Origin of the sequence: Halomonas sp. EF61 (genome assembly GCF_040147045.1) — a bacterium.
Classification (GTDB): Bacteria; Pseudomonadota; Gammaproteobacteria; order Pseudomonadales; family Halomonadaceae; genus Halomonas; species Halomonas litopenaei.
Genome location: NZ_JAMSHM010000003.1, coordinates 1,106,791 through 1,129,902, shown reverse-complemented (window position 1 = coordinate 1,129,902; position 23,112 = coordinate 1,106,791). Strand labels below are relative to the sequence as shown.

The 23,112-nt window shown below is 65.7% G+C and carries 23 protein-coding genes; 8 read left to right on the top strand and 15 right to left on the bottom strand.

The features are described 5' to 3' along the window. The first annotated feature begins 158 nt into the window (after positions 1-158). Positions 159-272, top strand: coding sequence for a cytochrome c oxidase subunit CcoM (gene ccoM / locus NFI08_RS19560; protein ID WP_286985057.1), 114 nt, complete (start codon positions 159-161; stop codon positions 270-272). 167 nt (positions 273-439) lie between these two features. On the opposite strand, the gene NFI08_RS19555 is transcribed toward ccoM, so the two are convergent. Beyond that, entirely contained in the window at positions 440-2,161 is a 1,722-nt protein-coding gene (locus NFI08_RS19555) for a proline--tRNA ligase (protein ID WP_349591291.1), read from the bottom strand. 305 nt (positions 2,162-2,466) lie between these two features. Between NFI08_RS19555 and NFI08_RS19550 the strand changes: the two genes are divergently transcribed. Beyond that, positions 2,467-2,952: a hypothetical protein gene (locus NFI08_RS19550; RefSeq protein ID WP_348815839.1), complete on the top strand. Its 486-nt coding sequence runs from the start codon at positions 2,467-2,469 to the stop codon at positions 2,950-2,952. A 134-nt stretch (positions 2,953-3,086) separates the two neighbouring features. Here the strand turns inward: NFI08_RS19550 and NFI08_RS19545 are convergent, their stop codons facing one another. Further along, positions 3,087-4,298 carry a benzoate/H(+) symporter BenE family transporter gene (locus NFI08_RS19545; RefSeq protein WP_349591290.1) on the bottom strand — a complete coding sequence of 404 codons (1,212 nt, stop codon included), beginning with the start codon at positions 4,296-4,298 and terminating at the stop codon, positions 3,087-3,089. Between the two features lie 285 nt (positions 4,299-4,583). Here NFI08_RS19545 and NFI08_RS19540 point away from each other — a divergent pair, with 285 nt between their 5' ends. Further along, positions 4,584-5,177: a helix-turn-helix domain-containing protein gene (locus tag NFI08_RS19540; RefSeq protein WP_045994260.1), complete on the top strand. Its 594-nt coding sequence runs from the start codon at positions 4,584-4,586 to the stop codon at positions 5,175-5,177. A 19-nt stretch (positions 5,178-5,196) separates the two neighbouring features. Here NFI08_RS19540 and NFI08_RS19535 read toward each other — a convergent pair whose 3' ends face one another. From NFI08_RS19535 to NFI08_RS19510, 6 genes are all read right to left on the bottom strand, one after another. After that, positions 5,197-6,243: an N-acetylmuramoyl-L-alanine amidase gene (locus NFI08_RS19535; protein ID WP_349591289.1), complete on the bottom strand. Its 1,047-nt coding sequence runs from the start codon at positions 6,241-6,243 to the stop codon at positions 5,197-5,199. 20 nt (positions 6,244-6,263) lie between these two features. Further along, positions 6,264-7,070, bottom strand: a complete 807-nt coding sequence (locus tag NFI08_RS19530; protein ID WP_349591288.1) for a DUF3307 domain-containing protein — start codon at positions 7,068-7,070, stop codon at positions 6,264-6,266. Continuing rightward, the gene (locus NFI08_RS19525; protein ID WP_349591287.1) at positions 7,067-7,699 is read right to left on the bottom strand and encodes a hypothetical protein; all 633 of its coding nucleotides are present in this window, start codon (positions 7,697-7,699) and stop codon (positions 7,067-7,069) included. The genes NFI08_RS19530 and NFI08_RS19525 overlap by 4 nt, the downstream gene beginning before the upstream one ends. Before the next feature lie 157 nt (positions 7,700-7,856). Beyond that, a complete protein-coding gene (locus tag NFI08_RS19520) occupies positions 7,857-9,035 on the bottom strand; it encodes a vWA domain-containing protein (RefSeq protein WP_045994263.1) in 1,179 nt (392 codons plus the stop codon). Next, positions 9,035-9,880, bottom strand: coding sequence for an AAA family ATPase (locus NFI08_RS19515; RefSeq protein ID WP_108132724.1), 846 nt, complete (start codon positions 9,878-9,880; stop codon positions 9,035-9,037). The genes NFI08_RS19520 and NFI08_RS19515 overlap by 1 nt, the downstream gene beginning before the upstream one ends. Positions 9,881-9,965: 85 nt before the next feature. Next, positions 9,966-10,883 (bottom strand): NAD(P)-dependent oxidoreductase, encoded by a 918-nt coding sequence (locus tag NFI08_RS19510; RefSeq protein ID WP_349591286.1) that lies wholly within the window; start codon positions 10,881-10,883, stop codon positions 9,966-9,968. A gap of 237 nt (positions 10,884-11,120) precedes the next feature. On the opposite strand from NFI08_RS19510, the gene NFI08_RS19505 reads away from it, so the two are divergent. Beyond that, a complete protein-coding gene (locus tag NFI08_RS19505; protein WP_349591285.1) occupies positions 11,121-11,762 on the top strand; it encodes a LysE family translocator in 642 nt (213 codons plus the stop codon). Positions 11,763-11,784: 22 nt separating this feature from the next. Beyond that, positions 11,785-12,582, top strand: coding sequence for a metallophosphoesterase family protein (locus NFI08_RS19500; RefSeq protein ID WP_349591284.1), 798 nt, complete (start codon positions 11,785-11,787; stop codon positions 12,580-12,582). 1 nt (position 12,583) lies between these two features. On the opposite strand, the gene NFI08_RS19495 is transcribed toward NFI08_RS19500, so the two are convergent. The 4 genes from NFI08_RS19495 to NFI08_RS19480 form a co-directional block, all read right to left on the bottom strand. Further along, entirely contained in the window at positions 12,584-13,702 is a 1,119-nt protein-coding gene (locus tag NFI08_RS19495) for a nucleoid-associated protein (protein ID WP_349591283.1), read from the bottom strand. Between the two features lie 222 nt (positions 13,703-13,924). Next, a complete protein-coding gene (locus NFI08_RS19490) occupies positions 13,925-14,686 on the bottom strand; it encodes an ABC transporter permease (RefSeq protein WP_108132729.1) in 762 nt (253 codons plus the stop codon). Further along, positions 14,683-15,615, bottom strand: coding sequence for an ABC transporter ATP-binding protein (locus tag NFI08_RS19485; RefSeq protein WP_108132730.1), 933 nt, complete (start codon positions 15,613-15,615; stop codon positions 14,683-14,685). Before NFI08_RS19485 ends, NFI08_RS19490 begins: the two co-directional genes overlap by 4 nt. Positions 15,616-15,781: 166 nt before the next feature. Next, on the bottom strand, positions 15,782-16,327 hold the full coding sequence (locus tag NFI08_RS19480; protein ID WP_349591282.1) for a cytochrome b: 546 nt from the start codon (positions 16,325-16,327) through the stop codon (positions 15,782-15,784). A gap of 400 nt (positions 16,328-16,727) precedes the next feature. On the opposite strand from NFI08_RS19480, the gene NFI08_RS19475 reads away from it, so the two are divergent. Next, on the top strand, positions 16,728-17,180 hold the full coding sequence (locus tag NFI08_RS19475) for a cupin domain-containing protein (protein ID WP_253556040.1): 453 nt from the start codon (positions 16,728-16,730) through the stop codon (positions 17,178-17,180). 220 nt (positions 17,181-17,400) lie between these two features. Here the strand turns inward: NFI08_RS19475 and NFI08_RS19470 are convergent, their stop codons facing one another. Further along, positions 17,401-17,679 (bottom strand): peptidylprolyl isomerase, encoded by a 279-nt coding sequence (locus NFI08_RS19470; protein ID WP_045994272.1) that lies wholly within the window; start codon positions 17,677-17,679, stop codon positions 17,401-17,403. 166 nt (positions 17,680-17,845) lie between these two features. Between NFI08_RS19470 and NFI08_RS19465 the strand changes: the two genes are divergently transcribed. Then, the gene (locus NFI08_RS19465) at positions 17,846-18,382 is read left to right on the top strand and encodes a 2-thiouracil desulfurase family protein (RefSeq protein ID WP_286985071.1); all 537 of its coding nucleotides are present in this window, start codon (positions 17,846-17,848) and stop codon (positions 18,380-18,382) included. An 11-nt stretch (positions 18,383-18,393) separates the two neighbouring features. On the opposite strand, the gene NFI08_RS19460 is transcribed toward NFI08_RS19465, so the two are convergent. After that, entirely contained in the window at positions 18,394-19,659 is a 1,266-nt protein-coding gene (locus NFI08_RS19460; RefSeq protein WP_349591281.1) for a ChaN family lipoprotein, read from the bottom strand. A gap of 319 nt (positions 19,660-19,978) precedes the next feature. On the opposite strand from NFI08_RS19460, the gene NFI08_RS19455 reads away from it, so the two are divergent. Next, entirely contained in the window at positions 19,979-21,187 is a 1,209-nt protein-coding gene (locus NFI08_RS19455; protein ID WP_349591280.1) for a methyltransferase, read from the top strand. A 163-nt stretch (positions 21,188-21,350) separates the two neighbouring features. On the opposite strand, the gene NFI08_RS19450 is transcribed toward NFI08_RS19455, so the two are convergent. Further along, on the bottom strand, positions 21,351-22,649 hold the full coding sequence (locus NFI08_RS19450; RefSeq protein ID WP_045994275.1) for a cation:proton antiporter: 1,299 nt from the start codon (positions 22,647-22,649) through the stop codon (positions 21,351-21,353). Positions 22,650-23,112 lie beyond the last annotated feature (463 nt).

Here is a 23,112-nt window from a genome sequence, read left to right as displayed (position 1 = left end):
GGGGCCCCACAGACGCCAAAAAACCCGCCTTTGGAAGGCGCCTTTTTCGTCGTCATGGCGGGCTGATGTCTCGCGGTCACCCTTGACGCAGGTCAGCACAATTCAAGGGCCGACCGGGTACCATGAATTCATCGACACAGAGACAGGAGGACAGCGCCATGTACGTCGACAACGCCGTCATTTTCGGGCTGGGTGCCGTCGCTCTCTCTGTGGCCTTCATGGCCGGCTGGATCGCTTTTATCATCCGCGACGCTCACCGTCGCAAGCGATAGTCGTCAACCAGCGTCAGGGGAGGGGGAGTCATCCCCCTTTTTCAACCGACCCTTCGGGGTCGGTTTTTTTTGGTTTATTGCTTCTGAGGTCACCTGAACTCGCCTGAATTCCTCTGGACCCGCCTGCCAGGCGCGCCGCGACAAGCCGCGGCGCGCCACGCGGGGCCTTAAAGGGCGATGCGCTGCTTGAGGAACTCGACGATCTCGTCGGCGGGCACCATGGTGGCCTCGCTGTCACGGCGACCCTTGTACTCGAGCTCACCCTTGTCGAGGCTGCGATCGCCCACCACCAGCCGATGGGGCAGGCCCATCAGTTCCTGATCGGCGAAGCGCACGCCGGGACGCAGATCACGATCATCCAGCAGCACGTCGAAGCCGGCGGCGCTGAGTTCGTCGTGCAGGCGCTCGCTGGTCTCGCGCACGCGCTGGGACTTGTGGGCGTTCATCGGCACGATGGCGATATGGAAGGGGGCGATGGCGTCGGGCCAGATGATCCCGCCCTGGTCGTGGTTCTGCTCGATGGCAGAGGCCACCACGCGGGTGATACCGATGCCGTAGCAGCCCATCCAGGGGTGAACCGCCTTGCCTTCGTCGCCCAGCACGGTGGCATTCATCGCCTCGCTGTACTTGCGACCGAGCTGGAACACGTGGCCTACCTCGATGCCGCGCTTGATCGACAGCACGCCCTTGCCGTCGGGTGACGGGTCACCCTCGACCACGTTACGCAGGTCGGCGACCTTGGGCAGGGCCACGTCGCGCTCCCAGTTGATGCCGAAGTAGTGCTTGCCGTCGACGTTGGCACCGGCGCCGAAGTCGCTCATCAGCGCCACGCTGCGATCGATGACGATCGGCATCTCGAGCCCCACCGGGCCCAGCGAGCCGGGGCCGGCGCCAACGGCGGCGCGGATCTCTTCTTCGCTGGCCATGGTCAGCGGTGTCGCCACCTCCGCGAGGTGTTCGGCCTTGACCTCGTTGAGCTCATGATCACCGCGCACCAGCAGCGCCACCAGGCCGCCCTCGTGGCCGTGCACCATCAGGGTCTTGATGGTCTTCTCGATGGGCAGGCCGTGCTGCTCGACCAGGGTGGCGATGGTCTTGGCATTGGGGGTGTCGACCAGCCTCAGCTCCTCGGTGGGCTCGGCGCGGCGGGCATCGCTGTCCAGGGGCGCAGGCAGGGCCTCGGCCTTTTCCATGTTGGCGGCGTAGTCGGACTCGGTGGAGAAGACGATATCGTCCTCGCCGGAGTCGGCCAGTACGTGGAATTCGTGGGAGCCGGTACCACCGATGGAGCCGTTGTCGGCGATCACCGGACGGAAGTCGAGACCCAGGCGAGTGAAGATGCGCACGTAGGCGTCGTACATCTTCTGGTAGGTGTCCTTGAGCGAGGCCTCGTCCAGGTGAAAGGAGTAGGCGTCCTTCATGATGAACTCACGCGAGCGCATGACCCCGAAGCGCGGACGGATCTCGTCACGGAACTTGGTCTGGATCTGGTAGAAGTTGGCCGGCAGCTGCTTGTAGCTGGCGATCTCCTTGCGTACCAGGTCGGTGATCACCTCTTCGTGGGTCGGGCCGACGCAGTAGTCACGCTGGTGTCGATCCTTCAGGCGCAGCAGTTCCGGACCGTACTGCTCCCAGCGGCCCGACTCCTGCCACAGCTCGGCCGGCTGCACCGCCGGCATCAGCAGCTCCTGGGCGCCGGCACGGTCCATCTCCTCGCGCACGATACGCTCCACCTTGCGCAGGGTGCGAAGGCCCAGCGGCAGCCAGGTGTACAGGCCGGAGGTCAGGCGGCGAATCATGCCCGCGCGCAGCATCAGCTGGTGGCTGATGACCTCGGCGTCGGCAGGAGTTTCCTTCAGGGTACTGATCAGAAGTTCGGTGGCGCGCATGGGTCCGCAGGTTCCTTCACATCGAGTCTGGTAAGCGCTGGAGGCGAGCAGGACAGCAGGCTGTCCCGTCGATGGCCGTCGAGGGGCATCCTCGGCGACTCGCATCCGGCCATGAAAGTGACGTGCATTGTACGGGGAAGGGGTCATGCCGGCAAAAGCAACCGCCACCGTTGGTGGCGACAAGGAGCGAAGGGTGGCGAACGTGATAGGATGCGCATGAGTTTTATCATGCTGGGCAGCGGTCGAGTCGTTGCCGGCTCCGCTTTTCGTCATTTACGCCAGATTACTGCAAGAGGAAGTTGTTCATGCTGCGTCCGCCCCGTCTGCTTACCGGCCTGGTGCTTGCCACCACCCTGACCTCGCTCGTCGGCTGCGGTACCGTCTTTCATCCCGAACGCAAGGGACAGATCAGTGGTCGCATCGACCCGGTGGTGGCGGTGGCCAACGGCGTCGGCCTGCTGTTCTTTATCGTACCCGGGGTGATCGCCTACGCGGTGGACTTCTCCAACGGCACCATCTACCTGCCGGGCACGGGCTCAGCCAGTGTCGATTCTCTGCCCATGGGTGAGGGGCGCGATCTGGCGAGCCTCGAGCGGCTGGTCAGCGAACGTGTCGGTACCGAGGTCAAGCTGAGCGACGAGCTGGTGCGTGTCGAGCAGGTCGAGAGCCTGGATGAGGCCCTGGCCATGGTGCGCATGGCCAGTGACGAGGCGACCCACGCTGGCCGTGGTTTGCCAGCCAATGCCTCGCCAGCCAGTACCTCGCCCGACAGCGTGTCGCTGGACGGCTGAGATCGATCACGCCGGGTGCGTGCGCAGCACCCGGCGGCTGCTCCTGTGGTTCTTCCCTTGTCTTGTGATTCTTCCATCGCCGCCTGAGCGGCCGCCCCCGCAGCATCCTTCCCGCAATCTCTACCGCCCCCGTCTCAGCGCCTGCGCTGCAGTCTCAGCACGATCAGCCCCGCCACCAGGCCCCAGAAGGCCGAGCCGATGCCCGCCAGGGTCAATGGCGATGCGGTGATGGCGAAGGTGACCAGCACCGCGTCCAGGTTGTCGCCGTCGCTGAAGGCGGTACGTAGCGCACCGCCCAGAGTGGCCATCAGCGCAAGTCCCGCCACCACCGCGATCATGGCGCTGGGCAGGGCGTCGAACAGCGACGCCACCGTCGCCCCCAGGGCACCCAGCAGCAGATAGCCCATTCCCGCCGCAATGCCGGCGGTGTAGCGTCGCCCAGGCTCGCGGTGGGACTCTTCGCCAAGGCAGGGGGCCGCGCTGATCGCTGCCATGTTGACGCCGTGGCCACCGAAGGGTGCCATCAGCAGCGATGCCAGGCCGGTGGCCCCCAGGCTTGCCGCCACCGGCGGCGTAAAGCCCGCGCTTCTGACCATGGCGAACCCCGGCAGGTTCTGGGTGGTCAGGGTGACCGCGAACAGCGGTATGCCGATACCCAGGCACACCACGGGGTCGAAGGTCGGGGTCACCCAGGCGGGACGGGTCAGACTCACGGCAACACCAGCCAGACTCAAGTCGCCGCGGCCCAGGCACAACGCTACCCCCGCGGCCAGGACCGTGACGATGGCCAGGCGCGGCGCCAGGCGGCGGCACAGCGTCCATACGCCCAGCAGAGCCAGCGGCAGCCAGTGGTCCGTCTGCACGGTGGTGAAGACTTCCAGCACGAAGGGCAACAGGATGCCGGCCAGCATGGCCGAGGCGATCGACGCCGGCACCACCGCCATGATGCGCTCGACCAGGCCGCTGGCGGCGACGGCGAGCATCAGCAGCGATGACAGCAGGAAGGCACCGACGGCCTGGTCGAAGGGCACGCCGGGCAACTGGGTCACCAGCAACGCCGCCCCGGGCGTCGACCAGGCGGTCAGCAGCGGCATGCGATAGCACCAGGACAGCCCCAGCGATGTCACCCCCATGCCGATGCCCAGGGCCCACATCCATGAGCCGATCTGGGCCTGATCGATAGCGGCGGCCTGGGCCGCCTGGAAGATGATCGCGGCGGAACTGGCGTAGCCGATCAAGACCGCGGCGAACCCGGCGGCCAGCGTGGAGGGGTGAAGGTCGTCGAGCATCTTCGGGCGATGCGTCTGGGCAGCCTTGGCGGCCAGTGAACTTGGCGAAGCTTTCATGAGACGGTCCAGAAAAAGCCAGGGAAACCGCGGAGCGGGTACATTGGTGCTTGTGCGTTATAACGTCCAAGGCTAGCAGTGGACGTTATAACGCACAAGCATGCTGAAGTGAGAGAAGAGAGAAGAGAGAAGAGAGAAGAGACGAGGAACAAGAGAAGAGGAACAAGAGAAGAGGAACAAGAGGCAGGAGTCGTGGCGCGTAAGGTGTGGTGTGCTGACCGCAAGCGACGGCGGGCCAGGTGCGTAAACCTTGCGTATACTGGGCCGACCTTTCTGGAGGCCGCCATGCAGGATATTGCCGACCATATCGCCACCACCCTGAAGGGACTGCGCCAGGCTCAGGGCTGGAGTCTCGAGCGTGCCGCTCGCGAAACCGGCGTCAGCAAGGCCATGCTCGGCCAGATCGAGCGTGGCGAGTCGAGTCCCACCGTCGCCACGCTATGGCGCATCGCCAGCGGCTTTCGGGTCAGCTTCTCGTCGCTGTTCGGGAGCCCGACACGGGCCATGGACGGCCCCCTGGAAGAACGGCGCGTGAGCATCGACGATTCGGTATGGGGCAGGGACAGCGCCGGCATGCGAGCCAAGCTGCTGTTTCCCTATGATCCCATGCTGGGTTTCGAGATGTTCGAGATCGAGCTGGCTGAAGGCGCCGAGAGCGCTTCGAGTCCCCATGCGCCGGGGGTGGTGGAGCATCTGGTGGTGGTGGAGGGCGAGCTGGTGCTGGCCATCGACGATGACTGGCATCTGTTGAAGGCGGGGGAGGGGCTGCGCTTCTTCGCCGATCGCCCCCACCTGATGCGCAATGAGGGGCCGGGGACGCTGCGCTTTCACGATGTGATCCACTATCTACCCGGTGCCGCCAGCGACGGTTCCGGTTGAAGCTCGTCTCGTCACGTCGTCAGAGTGCTTTCCGTTGCGCTCCTTGTTCCAATTGCTCCAGCGCCTCGGGTCGATAGCGCTCGAGCAGGGCCCATAGCCTTGCCGCGCTGTCGGCGTCTGGCTGGCCATCGAAGTTCGCCGGTCGAAAGTGCAGTTGAAAGGCCCGCAGGGTGGCGCGACTGGCGTCATCCCACACGCCACTGGCTTCGATCCCGTAGCCCCAGGCGGCCAGCGCCCGCTGCCATTCGATCAACGCCGGTGGTTCCCGCTCGAAGCGGCTGCGGTAGTGGGCGACGCGCGGGGCCTCGGGCCAGGCGCCGATGCCGGCCTCGTGAAGCTTGCGCCAGGGAAAGGCCGGCCCCGGGTCGAGCTTGCGCAGCGGTGCCACGTCGGAGTGTGCCAGCACGTGCTCCGGGGCGATCCGGTGACGCTCGATGATATCCCGGGCCAGGGGTATCAGTGCCTTCAACTGGTCATCCGGGTAGCTCGCCCAGCGCACCGGGCCCTCGGGGGCGTCTAGCTCGCTGCCGACCCAGGGGCGATCGGGCCCCTGGTTGACGATCTCGATGCCGATGGAGGTGTCGTTGAGCCCCACGCGATTGCCCCAGCGGCTGGCGCCGGCGTGCCAGGCACGGCGGCTCTCGGGCACCAGCTGGAACACCACCGGGGTATTCTGCAGGCGGCGTGTGGGCAGCGGCACCAGGTAGTGGCTCGATACCCGGGGCCCGGTCAGGGCGCGCAGGGAGTCGGCCTGGTTCTCGTCGGTGTAGTGCAGGATCAGAAAGTGCACGCGGCTATTGTGGCCCCGAGCCGGATGGCGATGGTCCACCACATAGCCGTCGCGCGGCTCCAGGGCGGGGCCCCGCTGGATCAGCGCTTCGGTGGCCAGGCCGCCGGCAAGGTCGCAGCCGGCAAGCCCCAGCAGCGACACCAGCAGGGTACCGGCGATCAGCCCAGGCCTGCGTCGATCGCGGAGATGCCCCGGCGCAGTCACGAAGGCCGTGGCGTTTTTCCTTGTCGCCTTCGTTGTCCACTTGGTCAGCCACCCGGTCAGCCACCTGGTCATGCACTTTGGCATCCGTTCTGTCATCCGCTTTGGCCTCCGAGCCACAGTCGCACCAGCAGGCCAAGCACCAGGGTGCTGGTGACGCTGGCCAGGGTTCCCAGCAGCACATACTCGGTCAACTTGCGGTCTCGGCTCTCCTTCAGGTCACCAAAACGCAACACGGACTTGGCCGCCAGCAGAAAGCCGACGGCGGTGAGTTGGTCGAGCAGGGTCAGGGTCAGTACCAGCAGGCGCTCGAGGATGCCGATGCGGGCGCCGGCCCGATCCAGCGTACCGGGCGCCTTGAGTTGTCGAGCCAGGGGGGCCATGGCCAGGGCGATGGCGACCGCCATGGGCCGGGTGACCAGCAGATAGGCGAGCAGCAGGAGCAGCGAGGACGGTGTACTCAGGTGTGCAAGCATCGCTGTCAGTGGCGACAGGCTACCGACGAGCCACAGCCACACCACCACGATGGTCGCGCCGTGCAGGCCCTGGTCGAGCATGAACAGGCCAAGTTGCCGGGTGGGCCAGCGTTGCGTCGCCTTGGTCTTGGCGGCGTCGATCGTCCAGTGGGCGAGCCCAAGCATCATGGCCGCCAAGGTGGCGTCGATGTCGTCGTCGATACCGGCGACAGACCGCAAGGCGCACAGCGCAAGCCAGGCAAGGACGGCATGCACCAGAGCATGCAGTACCAGACTGGGACTGCGTATGCCGCGGGCCTGTCTATCCGCTACCCAGCGGTCCGGTTGCAGCACGAAGTCGCCAAGCAGGTGCGCCAGCAGCAGGGCCAGTAGAAGCGACAGCGACGACGATGACGCTGGTGCGAGATCCAGGACCAGAGTGTTCATGTGCGCTCCTGCGCCGCCGACGCCAGACAGGCCAGGGTATCGCTCAGCAGTGCCCAACGGGCGGTCTTCAGGCGCTTGTGGACACTGGGCTGGCGGATGCCCAGTCGGCCGGCCATCTCGGCCTGGGTCAGCTCGGGCTCGGCCAGGCTGAGGGCCACCACCTGAGCGGAGGGGCTGGACCAGGCGTCGATCATCTCGTCGAGGTAGCGTATCAGCAGCGACTCGGCGGTGGTCTCGGACGGGTCGAAGCCAAGGTGAGCGCCATTGGCGGACAGACCGTCCAGGGCCTGCCCTGAGGCCATGAAGGGGGGATCATCGGCGTCGGCCAGGGGGGCGCCCGGGACCCAGCCCGCCGGGCCCCGGGCGACGGCGATGCGGGCGTCCCAGCGTTCGTGGGCTGGACTCTGGCCGATCAGGCTGGCGCGCAATGCCACCGCCGCCTCAAGGCCCCGGTCGCCCTGGCGGATGGCCAGTTGGAAGCCATCGCCACGAAAGCGGTGGAAGTCGCCGTCGTGGCGTCTGGCCAGGGCCTCGAGGGTGTCATCGAGGCAGCGGTAGAGGGCCTCGCGATCACGTTGACGAGAGGCAATCAGGTCGCCGGTGAGTACAGCGATGATGGGATCGGACATGACGCGGATGGCTCCGTGGTGAGCGCGGATAGCGCTAGAGACCTATTACGCCTATTTATAGCTTTTTTCGGCTATTTTCTCACGAAATTGCCTGATGTGATTATTGCGGGCGACGGCGAGGTGGTGCCAACTGTCCGGTCCCCCAGTAGCACCATGGTCAGCGCGCCAGTTCGCGCATCGCTTCATCCAGTCCCTCCAGCGTCATGGGATACATGCGCTCGTGGATCAGCTCGCGAATCAGCCGGGTCGAAGGAGTGTACTCCCAATAGCGCGGCGGGTTGGGGTTGAGCCAGACCAGCCGCGGGTAGCGCTCGGCCAGGCGCCTGAGCCAGACCCCGCCCGGTTCCTCGTTGAAGTGCTCCACGCTGCCGCCGGGGTGGGTGATCTCGTAGGGCGACATCGACGCATCGCCGACCACCACCACCTGATAGTCGGCACCGTAGGTGCGCATCAACTCCCAGGTCGAGAAACGCTCCTTGTGGCGTCGGGCGTTGTTGCGCCACACGCCCTCGTAGAGGCAGTTGTGGAAGTAGAAGTGCTCCAGGTGCTTGAACTCGGAGCGCGCCGCCGAGAACAGCTCCTCGCAGACGCGGATGTGGTCGTCCATGGACCCGCCTACGTCGAGAAACAGCAGCACCTTGACCGCGTTGTGACGCGGCGGGCGCATGCGCAGGTTGAGCAGACCGGCGTCCCGTGCGGTATCGCGGATGGTGGCGTCGATGTCGAATTCCTCGAGCGCCCCCTGGCGGGCGAAGCGACGCAGGCGACGCAGCGCCATCTTGATGTTGCGCGGCCCCAGCGCCTGGTCGTCGTCGTAGTCGCGAAAGCGCCGCTCGTCCCAGACCTTGACCGCACGCCGATGGCGCGAGCCATCCTGGCCGATGCGTACGCCCTCGGGATTGTAGCCGTAGGCGCCGAAGGGGCTGGTGCCGCCGGTGCCGATCCACTTGCTGCCGCCGGCGTGGCGCTCCTTCTGCTCGGCCAGGCGTTGCTTGAAGGTCTCGATCAGCTTTTCGAGCCCACCCAGCGACTGGATCTGCGCCTTCTCCTCGTCGCTGAGTTGACGCTCGAATTCACGGCGTAGCCAGTCGTCCGGGATCAACGCATCGATGGCCGCATCGAGGCCTTCCACCGACCCCATCCAGGCGGCAAAGGCGCGATCGAAACGGTCGAAATGGCGCTCGTCCTTGACCATCACGGTACGCGCCAGCCGGTAGAAGTCGTCGATGTCGGCGAATACTACGCCGGCCTCGACGGCGGCGTGCAGATCCAGCAGCTCGCGCAGCGAGACCGGCACCTGGTGGCGGCGCAGGGTGTCGAATAGATCGAGAAACATCAGCGACCCTGACGCCGCACCATGAAGGCGAGGCGCTCCAGCAGAGCGGTGTCCTGCTCGTTCTTGACCAGGGCGCCGGCCAGCGGCGGCAGGCTCTTGGCCGGATCACGCTGGCTCAGGGCCTCGCGGGCGACCTCGTCGGCCATCAAAAGCTTCAGCCAGTCGACCAGTTCCGAGGTCGACGGGCGCTTCTTGAGCCCCGGCGCCTCGCGCAGCTCGAAGAATACCTCCAGCGCCTGGCTGACCAGCCGCGGCGCGATATCCGGGAAGTGCACCGCGACGATGCGCTCCATGGTGGCGCGGTCGGGAAACTCGATGTAGTGGAAGAAGCAGCGGCGCAGGAAGGCGTCGGGCAGCTCCTTCTCGTTGTTGGAGGTGATCACCACGATGGGCCGGTGACGGGCGCGAATGGTCTCTCCGGTCTCGTAGACGAAGAACTCCATGCGGTCGAGTTCCTGCAGCAGATCGTTGGGGAACTCGATGTCGGCCTTGTCGATCTCGTCGATCAACAGCACCACCCGTTCGTCGGCGGTGAAGGCTTCCCACAGCTTGCCCGGACGCAGGTAGTTGGCGACGTTGTCGACGCCTTCCACGCCAAGCTGGGAGTCGCGCAGGCGGCTGACCGCGTCGTACTCGTAGAGCCCCTGGGCGGCCTTGGTGGTGGACTTGATGTGCCAGGTGACCAGCCGGGTGCCGAGCGAGGCGGCGAGCTCCTCGGCCAGCAAGGTCTTGCCGGTGCCCGGCTCACCCTTGATCAACAGCGGGCGCTTCAGCGTTACCGCGGCATTGACGGCCTGCTTGAGGGCATCCGTGGCGACGTAGGTGGAAGTCGAGTCAAACGCCATGGGCGAGGATCCTGAATAACGAAGTGGCAACGAAGTGATTTCAAACGAGTGTACGGTAGCCCCGTGGGCGGAACAATCCTCGGCGTCAGCCCTGGGCGTCGTCGTCTCGATACAGGCGAATCAGCGCCGCCGGATCCTTTTCACCCTCGCCGCGGGCGAGCCGGCTGCGCATCAGCTGGGCAGCCAGGGTCGCCATGGGCGTGGCGCTGGACTGGCGATGGCCCTGGGCGGTGGCCATGTCGACGTCCTTGAGCAGGGTGCGCAGGTGCCAGCTCGGCGCCTCGAAGTCGCGACTGGCCATGCGCGGGGTCAGCATGCGAAAGGGCGTCGAGTCGGCGAAGCCACCGGCCAGGGCGTCGGGCAACCGACTGGCGTCGACCCCGCTGGCCTCGGCCAGCGCCACCATCTCGGCGATGGCTGCGGTGGTGCAGCCGACCAGTAGCTGATTGCACAGCTTGGTGACCTGGCCCGAGCCCACCGGGCCCATGTGGGTGATGCGTGAGGCCAGAGGGGCGAGGACCTCTCGGGCCGCCTCCACGTCCGCCGCGTCGCCGCCACACATGATGGCCAGGCTGCCCGCCTCGGCACCGGCCACGCCGCCGGAGACCGGCGCATCCACCCAGCTCACGCCCGCCTCGCTGGCGGCCTGGGCCAGCTCCCGGGTGGCGGCGGGGTCGGCGCTGGTCATGTCGATGATGCGCTGTCCCGGTCGCGCCCGGGCGATGACGCCGTCGCTGCCGAGCATCACTTCGCGCAGCACCTCGGTATTGGCCACGCAGCTCAGGATCACGTCCACCTCCGCGGTCAGCTCGGCGACGCTGTCGGCCACCCGGGCACCGGTGTCGGCGGCCACCGCCTCGGCCTTGGCCCGGGTGCGGTTATACAGCGTCAACGGATGCCCGGCCTCGGCCAGCCGGCGGCTGAGTGGATCGCCCATCAGGCCGATACCGATAAAGCCGAGGTGAGGCAGCGTAGATGATGTGGTCGAGCGGGGAAGCGGCATGACGAACTCCTGTGCAGGGGCGGGTGGTCGTGACACCCCGGTTGGCCAGTGCCAGGGGGGGCGTGAGTGGGGGGAAGCGTCTAGCATGCGTCAGTCGGTCGTGCTCCCTCAACTGATAGTGTGGACGCGCCCGGACGCGCGACCTAGTCTGGGGATTCACCCCATGCCCCATCGGGGCGTCTGGCGTGTTCCTTTATTCGATACTCCACCTCTATCTCTATCCAGGCCAAGACCGCGATGCTCGAGTACTCCCTGGCCCACTGGGTCACGTTTCTGTCGGCGGCGCTGCTGCTCAACCTTTCCCCGGGGCCGGACATGGCCTTTGTGCTGGGGCAGACTGCACGCCATGGCCGCCGTGGTGGCTTTGCCGCCATGTTCGGGGTATGGAGCGGGGCGGGGCTGCACGTCATCATGGCGGCGCTGGGTCTGTCGGCGATCCTCGCCACCTCTGCGCTGGCCTTCAGTCTGGTGAAGTGGCTGGGCGCCGCCTATCTGGTGTGGCTGGGGCTCAAGTCGCTGCTGGCGCGGGGGATAGAGGACGACGCCGCGGCGCCTGTGGTGCCTGCCAGCGGCACCCGCATCTACCGCCAGGGAATCATGATCTCGCTGCTCAATCCCAAGGTCGCCATCTTCTTTCTGGCCTTCCTGCCCCAGTTCGTGGTGGACGGGGCAGGGCCGGTCAGCCTGCAGCTGGCGCTGCACGGGCTGGCCATCATCCTGGTGGCGGCCGTGGTCGAGCCTCCGCTGGTGATCGCCGGGGCCCGGCTGGCCAAGGCCCTGCGCGGCAGTCGCAGGCTTGGGCTATGGTGTGAACGAGGGCTGGGTGCCTTGTTCGTGGGATTGGGCGCGAGGCTTGCCCTGACCGAGCGTAACCTCTAGCCGGGAACCGGGAGGCGACACCATGCGCCTGAGAATACTGTCCGACCTGCACCTGGAACACTTCGACGGAGATCGCGAGCTACCGGAGATCGAAGCCGACGCGGTCATCCTGGCCGGGGATATCCACCTCGGGCTCAAGGGGCTCGAGTGGGCGGCCAGGCGCTTTGCGGATCAGCCGGTGATCTATGTGCCGGGCAATCACGAATTCTACAAGCACCGCATGGGCGCCCTGCGCCGGGAGATGGCCACACGGGCCGGGGAGCTTGGCATTCACCTGCTCGACAACGCACGGCTGGAACTTGGCGGCGTGCGCTTTCTGGGCACGACACTGTGGACCGACTTCGCGCTCTACGATGAGCGTCCCGACCCGCAGGACATTCCCACCGAGACGCTGTCCGCGGCACTGCGACAGATGCCCGACTTCGCGGTCATCGAAGAACCCGAAGGTGAGGTCTTCTCGCCGGAACGCAGCGTCGAGCTGCACCGCGAGAACCGGGCCTGGCTGGAGGCCGAGCTTGCCAGGCCGTTTGGCGGTGCCACAGTGGTGGTCAGCCACCACGCCCCCCTGGCCGAGTGCATCCCTGCCCACTATCAGGGCGACCCGCTGTCGCCGGCCTTCGCCTCACGCCTCGAGTCGCTGATGGAGGGCGTGGCGCTGTGGGTCCACGGCCACGTCCACGACCCGGTGATGCTGACGGTGGGGGACACCCGCGTGGTGGCCGTGCCCGGCGGCTATCCCGGCGAGCGCCCGGAGGATGACCTGCGCCTGGATCGTGTGGTCGAGGTCGAGAGCATGGCGTCGGAATCCCGGCAGGCCTGAACTAGCCGCCCTGGAGCTGTTCCTTGAGCTTGTTGGGCAGCTTCTTGATGATCAGCCGGTCGCGCTCTTCGTCGTACTCGATGCTGTTGCCGAGCAGATGGGAGTCGAAGCTGATCGAGACGCCCTCGGCGCGGCCGGTGAAGCGGCGGAACTGGTTCAGGGTGCGCTTGTCCGGCGGAATCTCCGGCGACAGCCCGTAGTCGGCGTTGCGGATGTGCTCGTAGAAGGCCCGCGGCTTGTCGTCGTCCACCAGCGCGGACAGCTCGTCCAGGGTCATGGCCTCACCACGGCTGGCCTGATCCTGGGCGTAGTCGATCAGCGCGTCGGTCTTCTCGCGGGAGGTCTCCTCGGCCATGTCCTCGCGCTCCACGTAATCGCTGAACGCCTTGAGCAGGGTGCGGGTCTCGCTCTTGGGGTCGACCCCTTCGCTGGCGCCGAGCAGCGCCTGCAGGTCGTCCGCCAACTTGCGCGCACCACGGTCGGCCAGCAGTGACAGGTACTGGCTCGACGGGCCGCCTTCCTGCCATTGGGTCAGGTTGAGGCGAAAGGCCAGCGACATCTGGCTGTGGTTGACCTGCCCGGTAATGGCGACGCGGCCGTCGTCACCGATGACGAAGCCGTCACGATGGTGCACCAGCGCCAGAAACAGGTGGCGGGTTTCGCCCTGGCGCTGGTCGGCGAGGATCAGGTGCCCACCGGTGGGCAGGTGGTCGTCGACCAGTTTCTTGATCGCCTCTCCCAGAGACGCCGCGAGCGTTTGCAGGTCGCGTTCGTCCTGAAGGTAGGCTTTGAACTCGGCCGGGAAGCGGCTGGACGTGGCGACCGGGCCGGTGGGTTCAGCCGCGGCGTCGTCCCAGGGCGGGGTATCGTCAGCCGGGGGCTCGTCAACAGAGGCATCGCTGGCGCCCACAGCGTCCTGCTCTACCTCGCTCACCGCGACAGTATGCTCATTGAGCCGTCCCCAGCGCTTGGCCTTGCCGTGGTAGGCATCGGTCAGGCGGGTGACCAGGCTGTCCAGAGCGTCACTGTCGGGATGCAGTTCGCTTGCGGGCACAAGGGTTGCCGGACTGTCGCTGGCGCTCTTGTCGAGGCGCTGGATGACACAGGCGGATATCGGCATGGGGACCTCGTGGGCAGGGGGGGCGGCGGCAGATGATAACGCAATTGGGAACCACTGCATAAATTGCTGCGCTCGACATCTCGGCCGTCGGCGGTGCTCAAGCTTCTCATTTAACTATATGTAAAATCGAAACTTTCCGCTCCGGCGGCAGCTGACCTCTCTTCGCTCGCGACATTCCTTCAGCGCTTCCCTTGCTCCGTTGGGTCGAAAGGGTCCCTGGATTCAGGGCTTGAGTCGATAGCCGCTTCTGAAGATGGCGTGGATCACCACCAGGGCCACGGCCATGAACAACAGGATCATGCCCAGGCTGATCCACACGCTGACGTCACCGAGCCCGTAGAAGCTGTAGCGAAAGCCCGACACCAGATAGACCACCGGATTGAACAGGGTCACCGTCTGCCATAGCGGTGGCAGCATGTCGATGGAGTAGAAGGTGCCGCCGAGGAAGGTCAGCGGGGTGATCACCAGCAGGGGCACCAGCTGGAGCTTCTCGAAGCCGTCGGCCCAGATACCGATGATGAAGCCGAGCAGGCTGAAGGTCAGGGCGGTGAGCACCAGAAACAGCAGCATCATCAGTGGATGCTCGATGGTAAAGGGCACAAACAGGCTGGCGGTGCCCAGCACGATAAGCCCCAGGACGATCGACTTGGTGGCGGCGGCGCCAACAAAGCCCAGCACGATCTCCAGCGGCGAGATCGGCGCCGACAGGATTTCGTAGACGGAGCCGGAGAAGCGTGGAAAGAAGATCCCGAAAGAGGCGTTGGAGACGCTCTGGGTCAGCAGCATCAGCATGATCAACCCAGGCACGATAAAGGCCCCGTAGGGAATGCCCTCGACCTCACTGATGCGTGACCCGATGGCCGAGCCGAACACCACGAAGTACAGCGAGGTCGACAGCACCGGAGAGACCACGCTCTGCAGGATGGTGCGCAGGCTGCGGGCCATTTCGGCCCGATACAGCGTCTTGACGGAGGTGAGGTTCATGTCCGTTCCTTGACCAGATTGACGAAGATCTCTTCCAGCGAGCTCTGACGGGTGTGCAGGTCCTTGAAGGTGATGCCGGCGGCGTCGACCTCGCCCAGCAGGTCGGCGATGGCGCCTTCGCCGTCGTCGGCACCGTCGTAGCGATAGACCAGAGCGTGGCCGTCATCGGCCAGGGTCAGGCTGCGGTGGGCGAGCGCCTCGGGCAACTGGGAGAGCGGTTCGCGCAGGTGCAGGGTCAGCTCCTTGCGCCCCAGGCTCGCCATCAGTGTCTGCTTGTCTTCGACCAGCACCAGTTCGCCTGCGCGAATCACGCCGATGCGCTCGGCCATTTCCTCGGCTTCTTCGATGTAGTGGGTGGTGAGGATGATGGTGACGCCGCTCTGCCTGAGTCCACGTACCACCTCCCACATGTCGCGCCTCAGTTCGACGTCGACCCCGGCGGTGGGTTCGTCGAGAAACAGCACCTGGGGCTCGTGGGCCAGCGCCTTGGCGATCAGTACTCGTCGTTTCATGCCGCCGGACAGGGTGATCAGGCGATTCTTGCGTTTCTCCCACAGGCTCAGCTGGCGCAGTACCTTCTCGATATGCGCCGGGTCCTTGGGCTTGCCGAACAGGCCGCGGCTGAAGGAGACGGTATCCCAGACGGTGGAGAAGGCCTCGCTGGTCAACTCCTGGGGCACCAGCCCGATGCGCGAGCGGGCGGCGCGGAAGTCGTCGAGGATGTCATGGCCATCGACCAGCACACGCCCGGAGGACGGATTGACCAGGCCGCAGATGACGCTGATGAGGGTGGTCTTGCCGGCGCCGTTGGGTCCGAGCAGGGCGAAGATCTCGCCGCGACGAATCTCAAGATCGATGCCCTTGAGCGCCTCGAAACCGCCGTTGTAGACCTTGGTCAGTCCCTTGACGTCGATGATCGGGGCGCTCATGTCTGGGCCCCTTCGGCGGCAGGTACAGGCCGCCCGGGTGTGACCCGGGCGGATAGAGATGCTGAGGGATGCGGGCGAGGCATGGAGACGTCCTTATCGATTGACCCCGCCCATCCTAGCGCGACCGCTCTGATCTGCACACAGTCGGGCGCCGTCCCGGCGCGTCTCAGTCGCGTGGGGTGACGTTGGTCATCCGCGGCAGCACGTCGGGACTGTGGCGGCTGACGCGATGGAGCACCGCCATTACCACATGGCCGAGGGCGAGGGCGAACAGGGCCCAGCCCAGCCAGCCATGGAGCAGGTTGGCGGGGGCCTCCATCCAGGCGATCTCGTCTCCTTCGAAGCCGGCCATCAGTTCGATGCCGAAAGGCGAGAAGGCGCGGCCGGAGCCGTACTGGCGAAGCAGCGCGATGGAGGGGATGAGAATCAGCAGTCCATAGAGCGCGACATGGCCAAGGTGCGACGCCAGGTTGACCCGTGCCGGGCGACGCCGCTGGTTGATCAGCGCCCAGCTCACGCGCAGCAGCATCAGTATCAGAATCGTCAATCCCACGGGCTTGTGGCTGCCCCACAGCAGTTCATCCAGCCAGGAGTCCTCGAACAGGAACCTGGCGCTGGCGGTAACGAGCTGCCACACCACCAGCGCGGCGATGGCCCAATGGAAGAAACGGCTGATGCTGCCGTAACGGTCGGGAGTGTCGGTGATCGGCATAGGGGTGTCCTCATCATCGGGTAACAGATAGCGTCGCGGTCCATGGGTTCTTGTTTTTTTGCCTAGGCTAACCCAGCCCAGCGGACCAGGCGGGTGAATTCTCCCAAGAGACTGTGCAAGAACCGGCAGCCACGCGTGGAACACGGTGTTCGACGATGTGCGTTGGACAGACTCGTGTAAGGAAGGCCGCCGTAGCGCTACTCAAGGATTCCCAATTCGACGGCGTCTTCGGCAAGAGGATCGATCCATGGCTCGAGTGTCCCCCCTGACGTATAAAAAAAATGTGGCTGAAGCAATGGCAAGCAGAGCAATCGCAAGCGGTGCTATGGCAAGCGGTGCTATGGCAAGCGGTACTATGGCAAGCAGTGCATTGGCCAGCAGTGCATTGGCAAGTCAGCCAATGGCGAGCAGGGCAGTGGCGCTGGCGCAGTCCCCCTGGCGTTCGCTGGTGCTGCTGGGGCTCGGCCTGGCGCTGATGGTCGCGGTCTCGCCCCGGGCGTCGGCGCAGGCGGGCGAGCAGGTGACGCCGAGCGTGTCCCAGAACATCATGCAGCAGAAGTGGGTGTCCGATGACTCGAATCTGATCTCGACCATGGTGCTGGTCACCCTGGACCCGGGGGCCAGCCTGCCGCCTCACCGTCACGCAGGGCCGGCCTACGTCAAGGTGGCCACCGGCGAGGTGATCTCGCAGCTCGAAGGCGGGGAAGAAGAACGCTTTGGCCCCGGAGACGAATGGCGAGAACCCGAGGGCGTGCGCCACGTACAGCTGGTCAATGCCAGCGACGACACACCGGCGGAACTGATCGTGGTGATGATCCATACCCGTGGCGACCCCCTGACCCGGGTGGAATGACCCTGTCAGTGTCGCTCTGATAGCGTCGCTCTGACGGTATCGCTCTGACGGTATCGCTCTGATAGCCCCGCTCTGATAGCCCCGCTCGGATCGTGCCCTGCGGATGATTCGACACGCCGACACGACAACGCCGCGATCTCTCGCGGCGTTGTCGTTGCTACCCAGGCGGGTCTGAGGCTCGGTCGAAAGGTCGCCAGGCGTAGGCGCCTTTCTGGCAAGCCTAGCCGCGGCTGGTGACTTCCAGCAGATGATAACCAAACTGGGTCTTCACCGGGCCCTGCACCTTGTTGAGGTCGGCGGAGAAGACGACCTCGTCAAACTCACGCACCATCTGGCCGGGGCCGAAGCTGCCCAGGTCGCCGCCCTGGCGGCCAGACGGGCAGGAGGAGTGCTCGCGGGCAACCTCGGCAAAATCACGACCGTTCTCGATCTCGGTCTTGAGGGTTTGGCACTTTTCTTCGCTGTCGACGAGGATGTGGCGGGCGGTGGCCTGGACCATGGGATGACTCCTGAACTTCACTGAAGGTTGGCTGATGTTGCGAGACGCGAGCTTACCACGGGTGCCGCCGAGGCGGCACCGGGCTTGGTCTGTGTCCAGGTCCGGTGCACCATGGGACTGTCGTCGCCGCCCTTGCGCCCTCTCTTGTGTAGAACGAGTAGATACGATGGACCCGAAATCATCATCCGCCGCCGCAGAACTGACCCCACTTCTGGTCAGCGCCTGCCTGCTCGGGGATCCGGTGCGATATGACGCCGGGCACAAGTGGCTCGGCGACGAGCGTTTGGCCCAATGGCGTGACCAGGGACGGCTGGTGCCGGTGTGCCCCGAGGTGGCGGGAGGCCTGCCCACACCGCGGCCCGCGGCGGAGATCGCAGGAGGCAGCGGCGCTCAGGTGCTGGCAGGCGAACTCAGGATCGTCGACATCGACGGCGGTGATCCCACCGAGGCCTTTGTGGCGGGCGCCAGGCGAGCGCTCGCGACCGCCAGGCGCTACCACTGCCGGTTGGCGCTGTTGACCGACGCCAGTCCGTCCTGTGGCAGCACCCAGGTGTACGATGGCCGCTTCAGTGGCAGCAGGATCGCCGGTGAAGGCGTGACCGCCGCGCTGTTGCGCGATGCCGGCATCGAGGTCTTCGCCCCGCATCAGCTAAAGGAATTGGCTCGCCGTCTGGTCGAGCTGGATACCGACCGGCGGCGTTGAACGCCGGTGCGCTATTCTTGGGGCTCCTGCTCTTGTTGCTGCTCTTGTTGCAGTGCGGGTCGCTGGTGCTGTCGAGTCCCTTCACCTCGCTCGACGTCCAGAGCGGGTTCCACGATCGGGAAACGCACCGTTAGCGTCTGGCGCTGGTGATCGCGCGTCACCGTGATGCTGGCCTGGGTGCCTGGCAGTACGCGAGGCACCAGTGCCTTGAGCTGGTAGGGATGCGCGATGCCATGCCCGGCAAAGTTCAGGATGCGGTCGCCGACGCGCAGCCCCGCAGCCTCGGCGGGACTGTTCGGTACCATCTCGGTCACCACCAGTCCCGGTCGGTCCTCGCTTGATTCGACACCTACCCCGAGTCGCGGCCCCTCGCTCTGCTTGTCTTCGCGTACCACAAAGACGGCGTCGGCAAGTCCCGCTTCGGCCTCGCAGGCGTCGTCGGCAGACAGCGGCAAGAGGCTCGCGACATCGGCGATACCCAGGCTCTTAAGCTGTGCCTCGATTCCCTCGCCGTGGCTGGCGTGACCCATTCCCACCAGGCCCACCGCCAGGTGGCCATCTTCGACCAGGGCGGCGAGCCCCTGGGCCATGGCCATGTCCCACACCTGCTGGGCGTAGACGAAGCCGTCGATCATGTCGTCGTCGAAGCCCTCGCCAAAGCCTTCGCCAGCAAGTTCCAGGGCGTGTTCCTCGAGACTCGCCTCGAGCCGTTCACGGTAGGACGGCATGGCCGGTACGGGTTCGGGAATGCCGTGGCGTTGTACCGGCGGCAGTGTGGAGACGCCATCCTCGACCAGCCGTTGGCGCAGCTCAGGGGTGACGTTCAGTGCCTTCAGCGGCAGCGCCTGGTCCCGGGCAAAGCGCAGCACCGGCAGGTACAGCTCGGGGTCGAAGCCCCAGTAGCGGTACCACTGGCTCTGCTCGAGCAGGGCGGCCTCATCGATGTCACCGGCGATCCAGGCGTCCAGTGCCGGTTGGCTTTCCCTCGGCAGCATCTCAAGGCCAATGGCCAGATTCGGATGATGGGCGTGCAGGGCGGCCAGGCTCGCCAGCTGGAAACGATGGTGGTCGGGACGATCGTGCTGTTCACCCAGCAGGACCACCTGCTGGCGGGCAAGCATCGGCCAGCCCATCGCCGGCGCCGTATGGACGCGAGCGTCGCCGGGCGTGACCCAGTCGCCTGGCGCCAGGCCAGCGCCTGTTGCAGTGCTGGTGCAGGATGCCTGGGCATCGAGGCCGAGCACCAACAGCATCGCCAGAGTAGCCAGCCTCGGCATCGCCCATCGGCGCGGGAGAGAGCAGTGGTGTGACGGTCGAAATCGCAGAAGGGGCATGAGCGGAGCCAGCGTGAATCCAGCGTGTATCAAGAGTGAACCAAGAGCGGAACCAGCGCAGCTTCGGACCGGAACGAAGCCGAAACCAGACCGAAGCGAGAGCCGAAAAGGTTCAGGCTAGCCGCCCCGGCGCTGACGATCCAGTGTGGCCTGCCCATCGCTTGATCGATGTCCCGCCTGCGCCCTGCTGGTACCATGACGCACGCCGTCCACTGTCCATCGCCCAACACCCACCTTTAGCCACCATGATCTTCGCGACTGCATGAACACTCCCTTGCCCCACGCCGAGCGCCTCGAGGCGTTGACTCGGTTGCTCGCCGACTGGCACTGGCTCTGGTCGCCGGCGCCCTTTACCCATGCCGGGGCTCCCTGGCCCGAGCGGGCGCCCGCCGGCGATATCGCCGCCTGCCTGCAGGCGCTGGATGACGCTCGGTGCCAGCGCTTGCAGCAACGCCCCTTCGATGCCTCGCCGCTGGCCGCCTGGCTACCGGTGGATGAACTGGCGCACTTGGTCAGGGTTCCCGATGGAGCGCCGCCGATCCAGGCGCCCGAGGCGTGGGCGGCCCACGTGGGAGGTCGCAAGTGGCAGCAGATGCTGGCCTTTGCGCCCCAGGTGGCGATCGGCCAGGGGCAAGCGCTTGTCGAGTGGTGTGCCGGCAAGGGACATCTTTCGCGTCTGCTGGCGCGCCGCCACGACGGCTCCATTTGCGCGCTGGAGTGGCAACCGGCGCTGTGCGAAAGCGGCCAGGCGCTGGCCGAGCGGCAGGGACTGGAGGTGACGCTGGTCGAGCAGGACGTGATGGCGCCCAGCGTGTGCCGACACCTCGGTGACGCCGATCGGGTGGTGGCGCTGCATGCCTGTGGCGATCTTCACGTGCGCCTGCTGGAGCTGGCACGTGAACAGAAGGTGGCGATCAGTCTGGCTCCCTGCTGCTACCAGCGTACCCGTGACAATATCTATCGCCCCCTGTCGCGTCAGGCGCAGCAACAGGCAGAGCGCCATGGTCTGTCGCTGGATCGAGAGGCGCTGGCGCTGTCGGTGCAGGAGACCGTGACCGCCAGCCAGGGAGAGCGACGCAAGCGTGAACAGGCGAACGCCTGGCGACTGGGTTTCGATGCTCTTCAGCGCCGGCTGCGCGGGGTCGACGACTATCTGGCGGTGCCGAGTCTGGCCTACGGCAGGATGCCGGAGCGCTTCGAGGACTTCTGCCGTTGGGCCGCCCGGGAGAAGGGACTGACAGTGCCCGACGGGATCGACTGGGACGCCTATCGACGTCGTGGCGAAGCGTGTCTGCAGCGGGTCAATCGACTCGAGCTGGTGCGCCATCTGTTTCGCCGGCCGCTGGAGGTGTGGCTGGTGCTGGACCGGGCCCTGTGGCTCGAGGAGGCCGGCTTCGAGGTCAGTCTGAGCCAGTTCTGCCCGCGCGCGCTGACCCCGCGTAATCTTGCCCTGGTGGCGCAACCGACGTAAGGCCGCGTGATCACCAGCCGGTCGCGACGTTCCCGCAGGCGCGGTAAGTCCAGTTACTGGCGCTGCCGTGGTGGTCGAGACGAGGCGGCCCCGGACACTTGAACTGTCCGGGGCCGTGTTTTCTTCAAGGGAGGGGATAGCTCGGCGGGCGCCGCACGCCGGATCAGCTGCGCTTGCTACGCCTGAATTGCTCGGTTTCCCAGACCTTGGCGCGCTTGATCAAGGGGGTGATGCTGGATCCCTGGATCAGGATCGAGAACACCACCACCGAGTAGGTCATTACCAGGATGATCTCGCGCACGTCGATGTTCTTTTCGGGAATCACGGTGATCCCCGACGGGATCGACATCGCCATGGCCAGCGCCAGACCACCCCGCAGTCCGCCCCAGGTCAAGATGCGCACCGAGTAGGGGTTGTAGCGACGAAAGCGCCGGAATCCGAGATAAGCCAGGCGCACGCTCAGATAGCGCGACAGCAGCACCAGCGGCACGGCGGCGATCATCAGCACCCAGTCCTCCGGGTGAAAGCTGAACGACAGCATGGTCATGCCGATCAGCAGGAACAGCACGCCATTGAGGAACTCGTCGACCAGCTCCCAGAAGTGGTCGAGATGCTGCCGGGACTCCTCGGAGAAGCCCTTGCGACGGGTACGGTTGCCGATGATGATGCCGGCCACCACCATGGCCAGGGGGCCGGAGACCTCGAGAAACTCGGCGAACACGTAGCCGGTGGTGGGCACCAGAAGCGTCAGCATCAGCTCCATGGAGTGGTCGTCGGTGTGACGGATCAACTGGTGAAACAGCTGACCGAGCACGAAGCCGTAGACGATGCCGCCGAGCGCCTCCTGCAGAAACAGGTGGCCGACGCTGGTCACCGTGGGGGTGGTGCCGCCGAAGGCGACGGCGAACAGGGTGACGAAGAGCACCAGACCGAAGCCGTCGTTGAACAGCGACTCGCCCTCGATCTGGGTCGAGATGCGCCGGGGTGCGTTCATCTTCTTGACGATGGCGAGCACCGCGATGGGATCGGTGGGAGAGATCAGGGCGCCGAACAGCAGGCAGTAGATCAGATCGAAGTCGATACCCAGCCAGCCCACCAGCAGCCACAGGCTGTAGCCGATGAAGAAGGTCGAGAACAGGGTGCTGCCCATGGCAAGGATGGCGATTTCCCACTTCTGGTCACGTAGGTGGGGGAGCTTGATCCCCAGCGCACCGGCAAACAGCAGAAATCCGAGGATGCCCTTCAGCAGGAAATCCTCGAAATTCAACTGATTGATGGCGGTTTTAGCGGTTTCGTCGAGGGCGAACCAGCCCGCGTGACCGGCGATGACGATGGCTAGCGACAGTATCAGAGCGCCAGCAGTGATCGCGATGGTGGTCTGAAATTTTCCGATCTTGCCGTTGATCAGGGAGATCACCATCGCCATCGCGGCGAGCAGGCAAAGGGTGTCGTACACCGACATGGAGGGAGGCCTCTAGGTAGGATGGGTGAGTCGTGTCGGCTCGAGCGCTGGCTCGAGGCCGTAAAAGGGGGGCAGCAGCAGGCACATCGGCTCGGCCCGTCGCATCGCCTGAGGAGGTCAGGCGCTGGTGTGACGGGGGAGGCGATTGTGACGTGTCCATCGCGGGAGTTCGGTCCTGAGCGTGGTGTGCTACGCCCTGGCCGGTTGGGCCAGGGGGAGCGGATAGGGCTTGCGAACAGGTCTTGCAAATTGGGCTTGCGAATAGCGCCTGTACGCTGGATACGGATGTCCCGGCGGTCAGCATCTGCGGCGTCATGCTCGGAGGCGCTGAAGCCAGGCATCAAGGCCTTCGACGCGTGAGACGCGAGTCGGCTATATCGGCGTTTCGCAGTGCAACAAAGTATACGCGGGTCGCGGTGCGGGTACATCCCGGATGTCGCTTTTTTTGAAGCGCGTGGGCGAG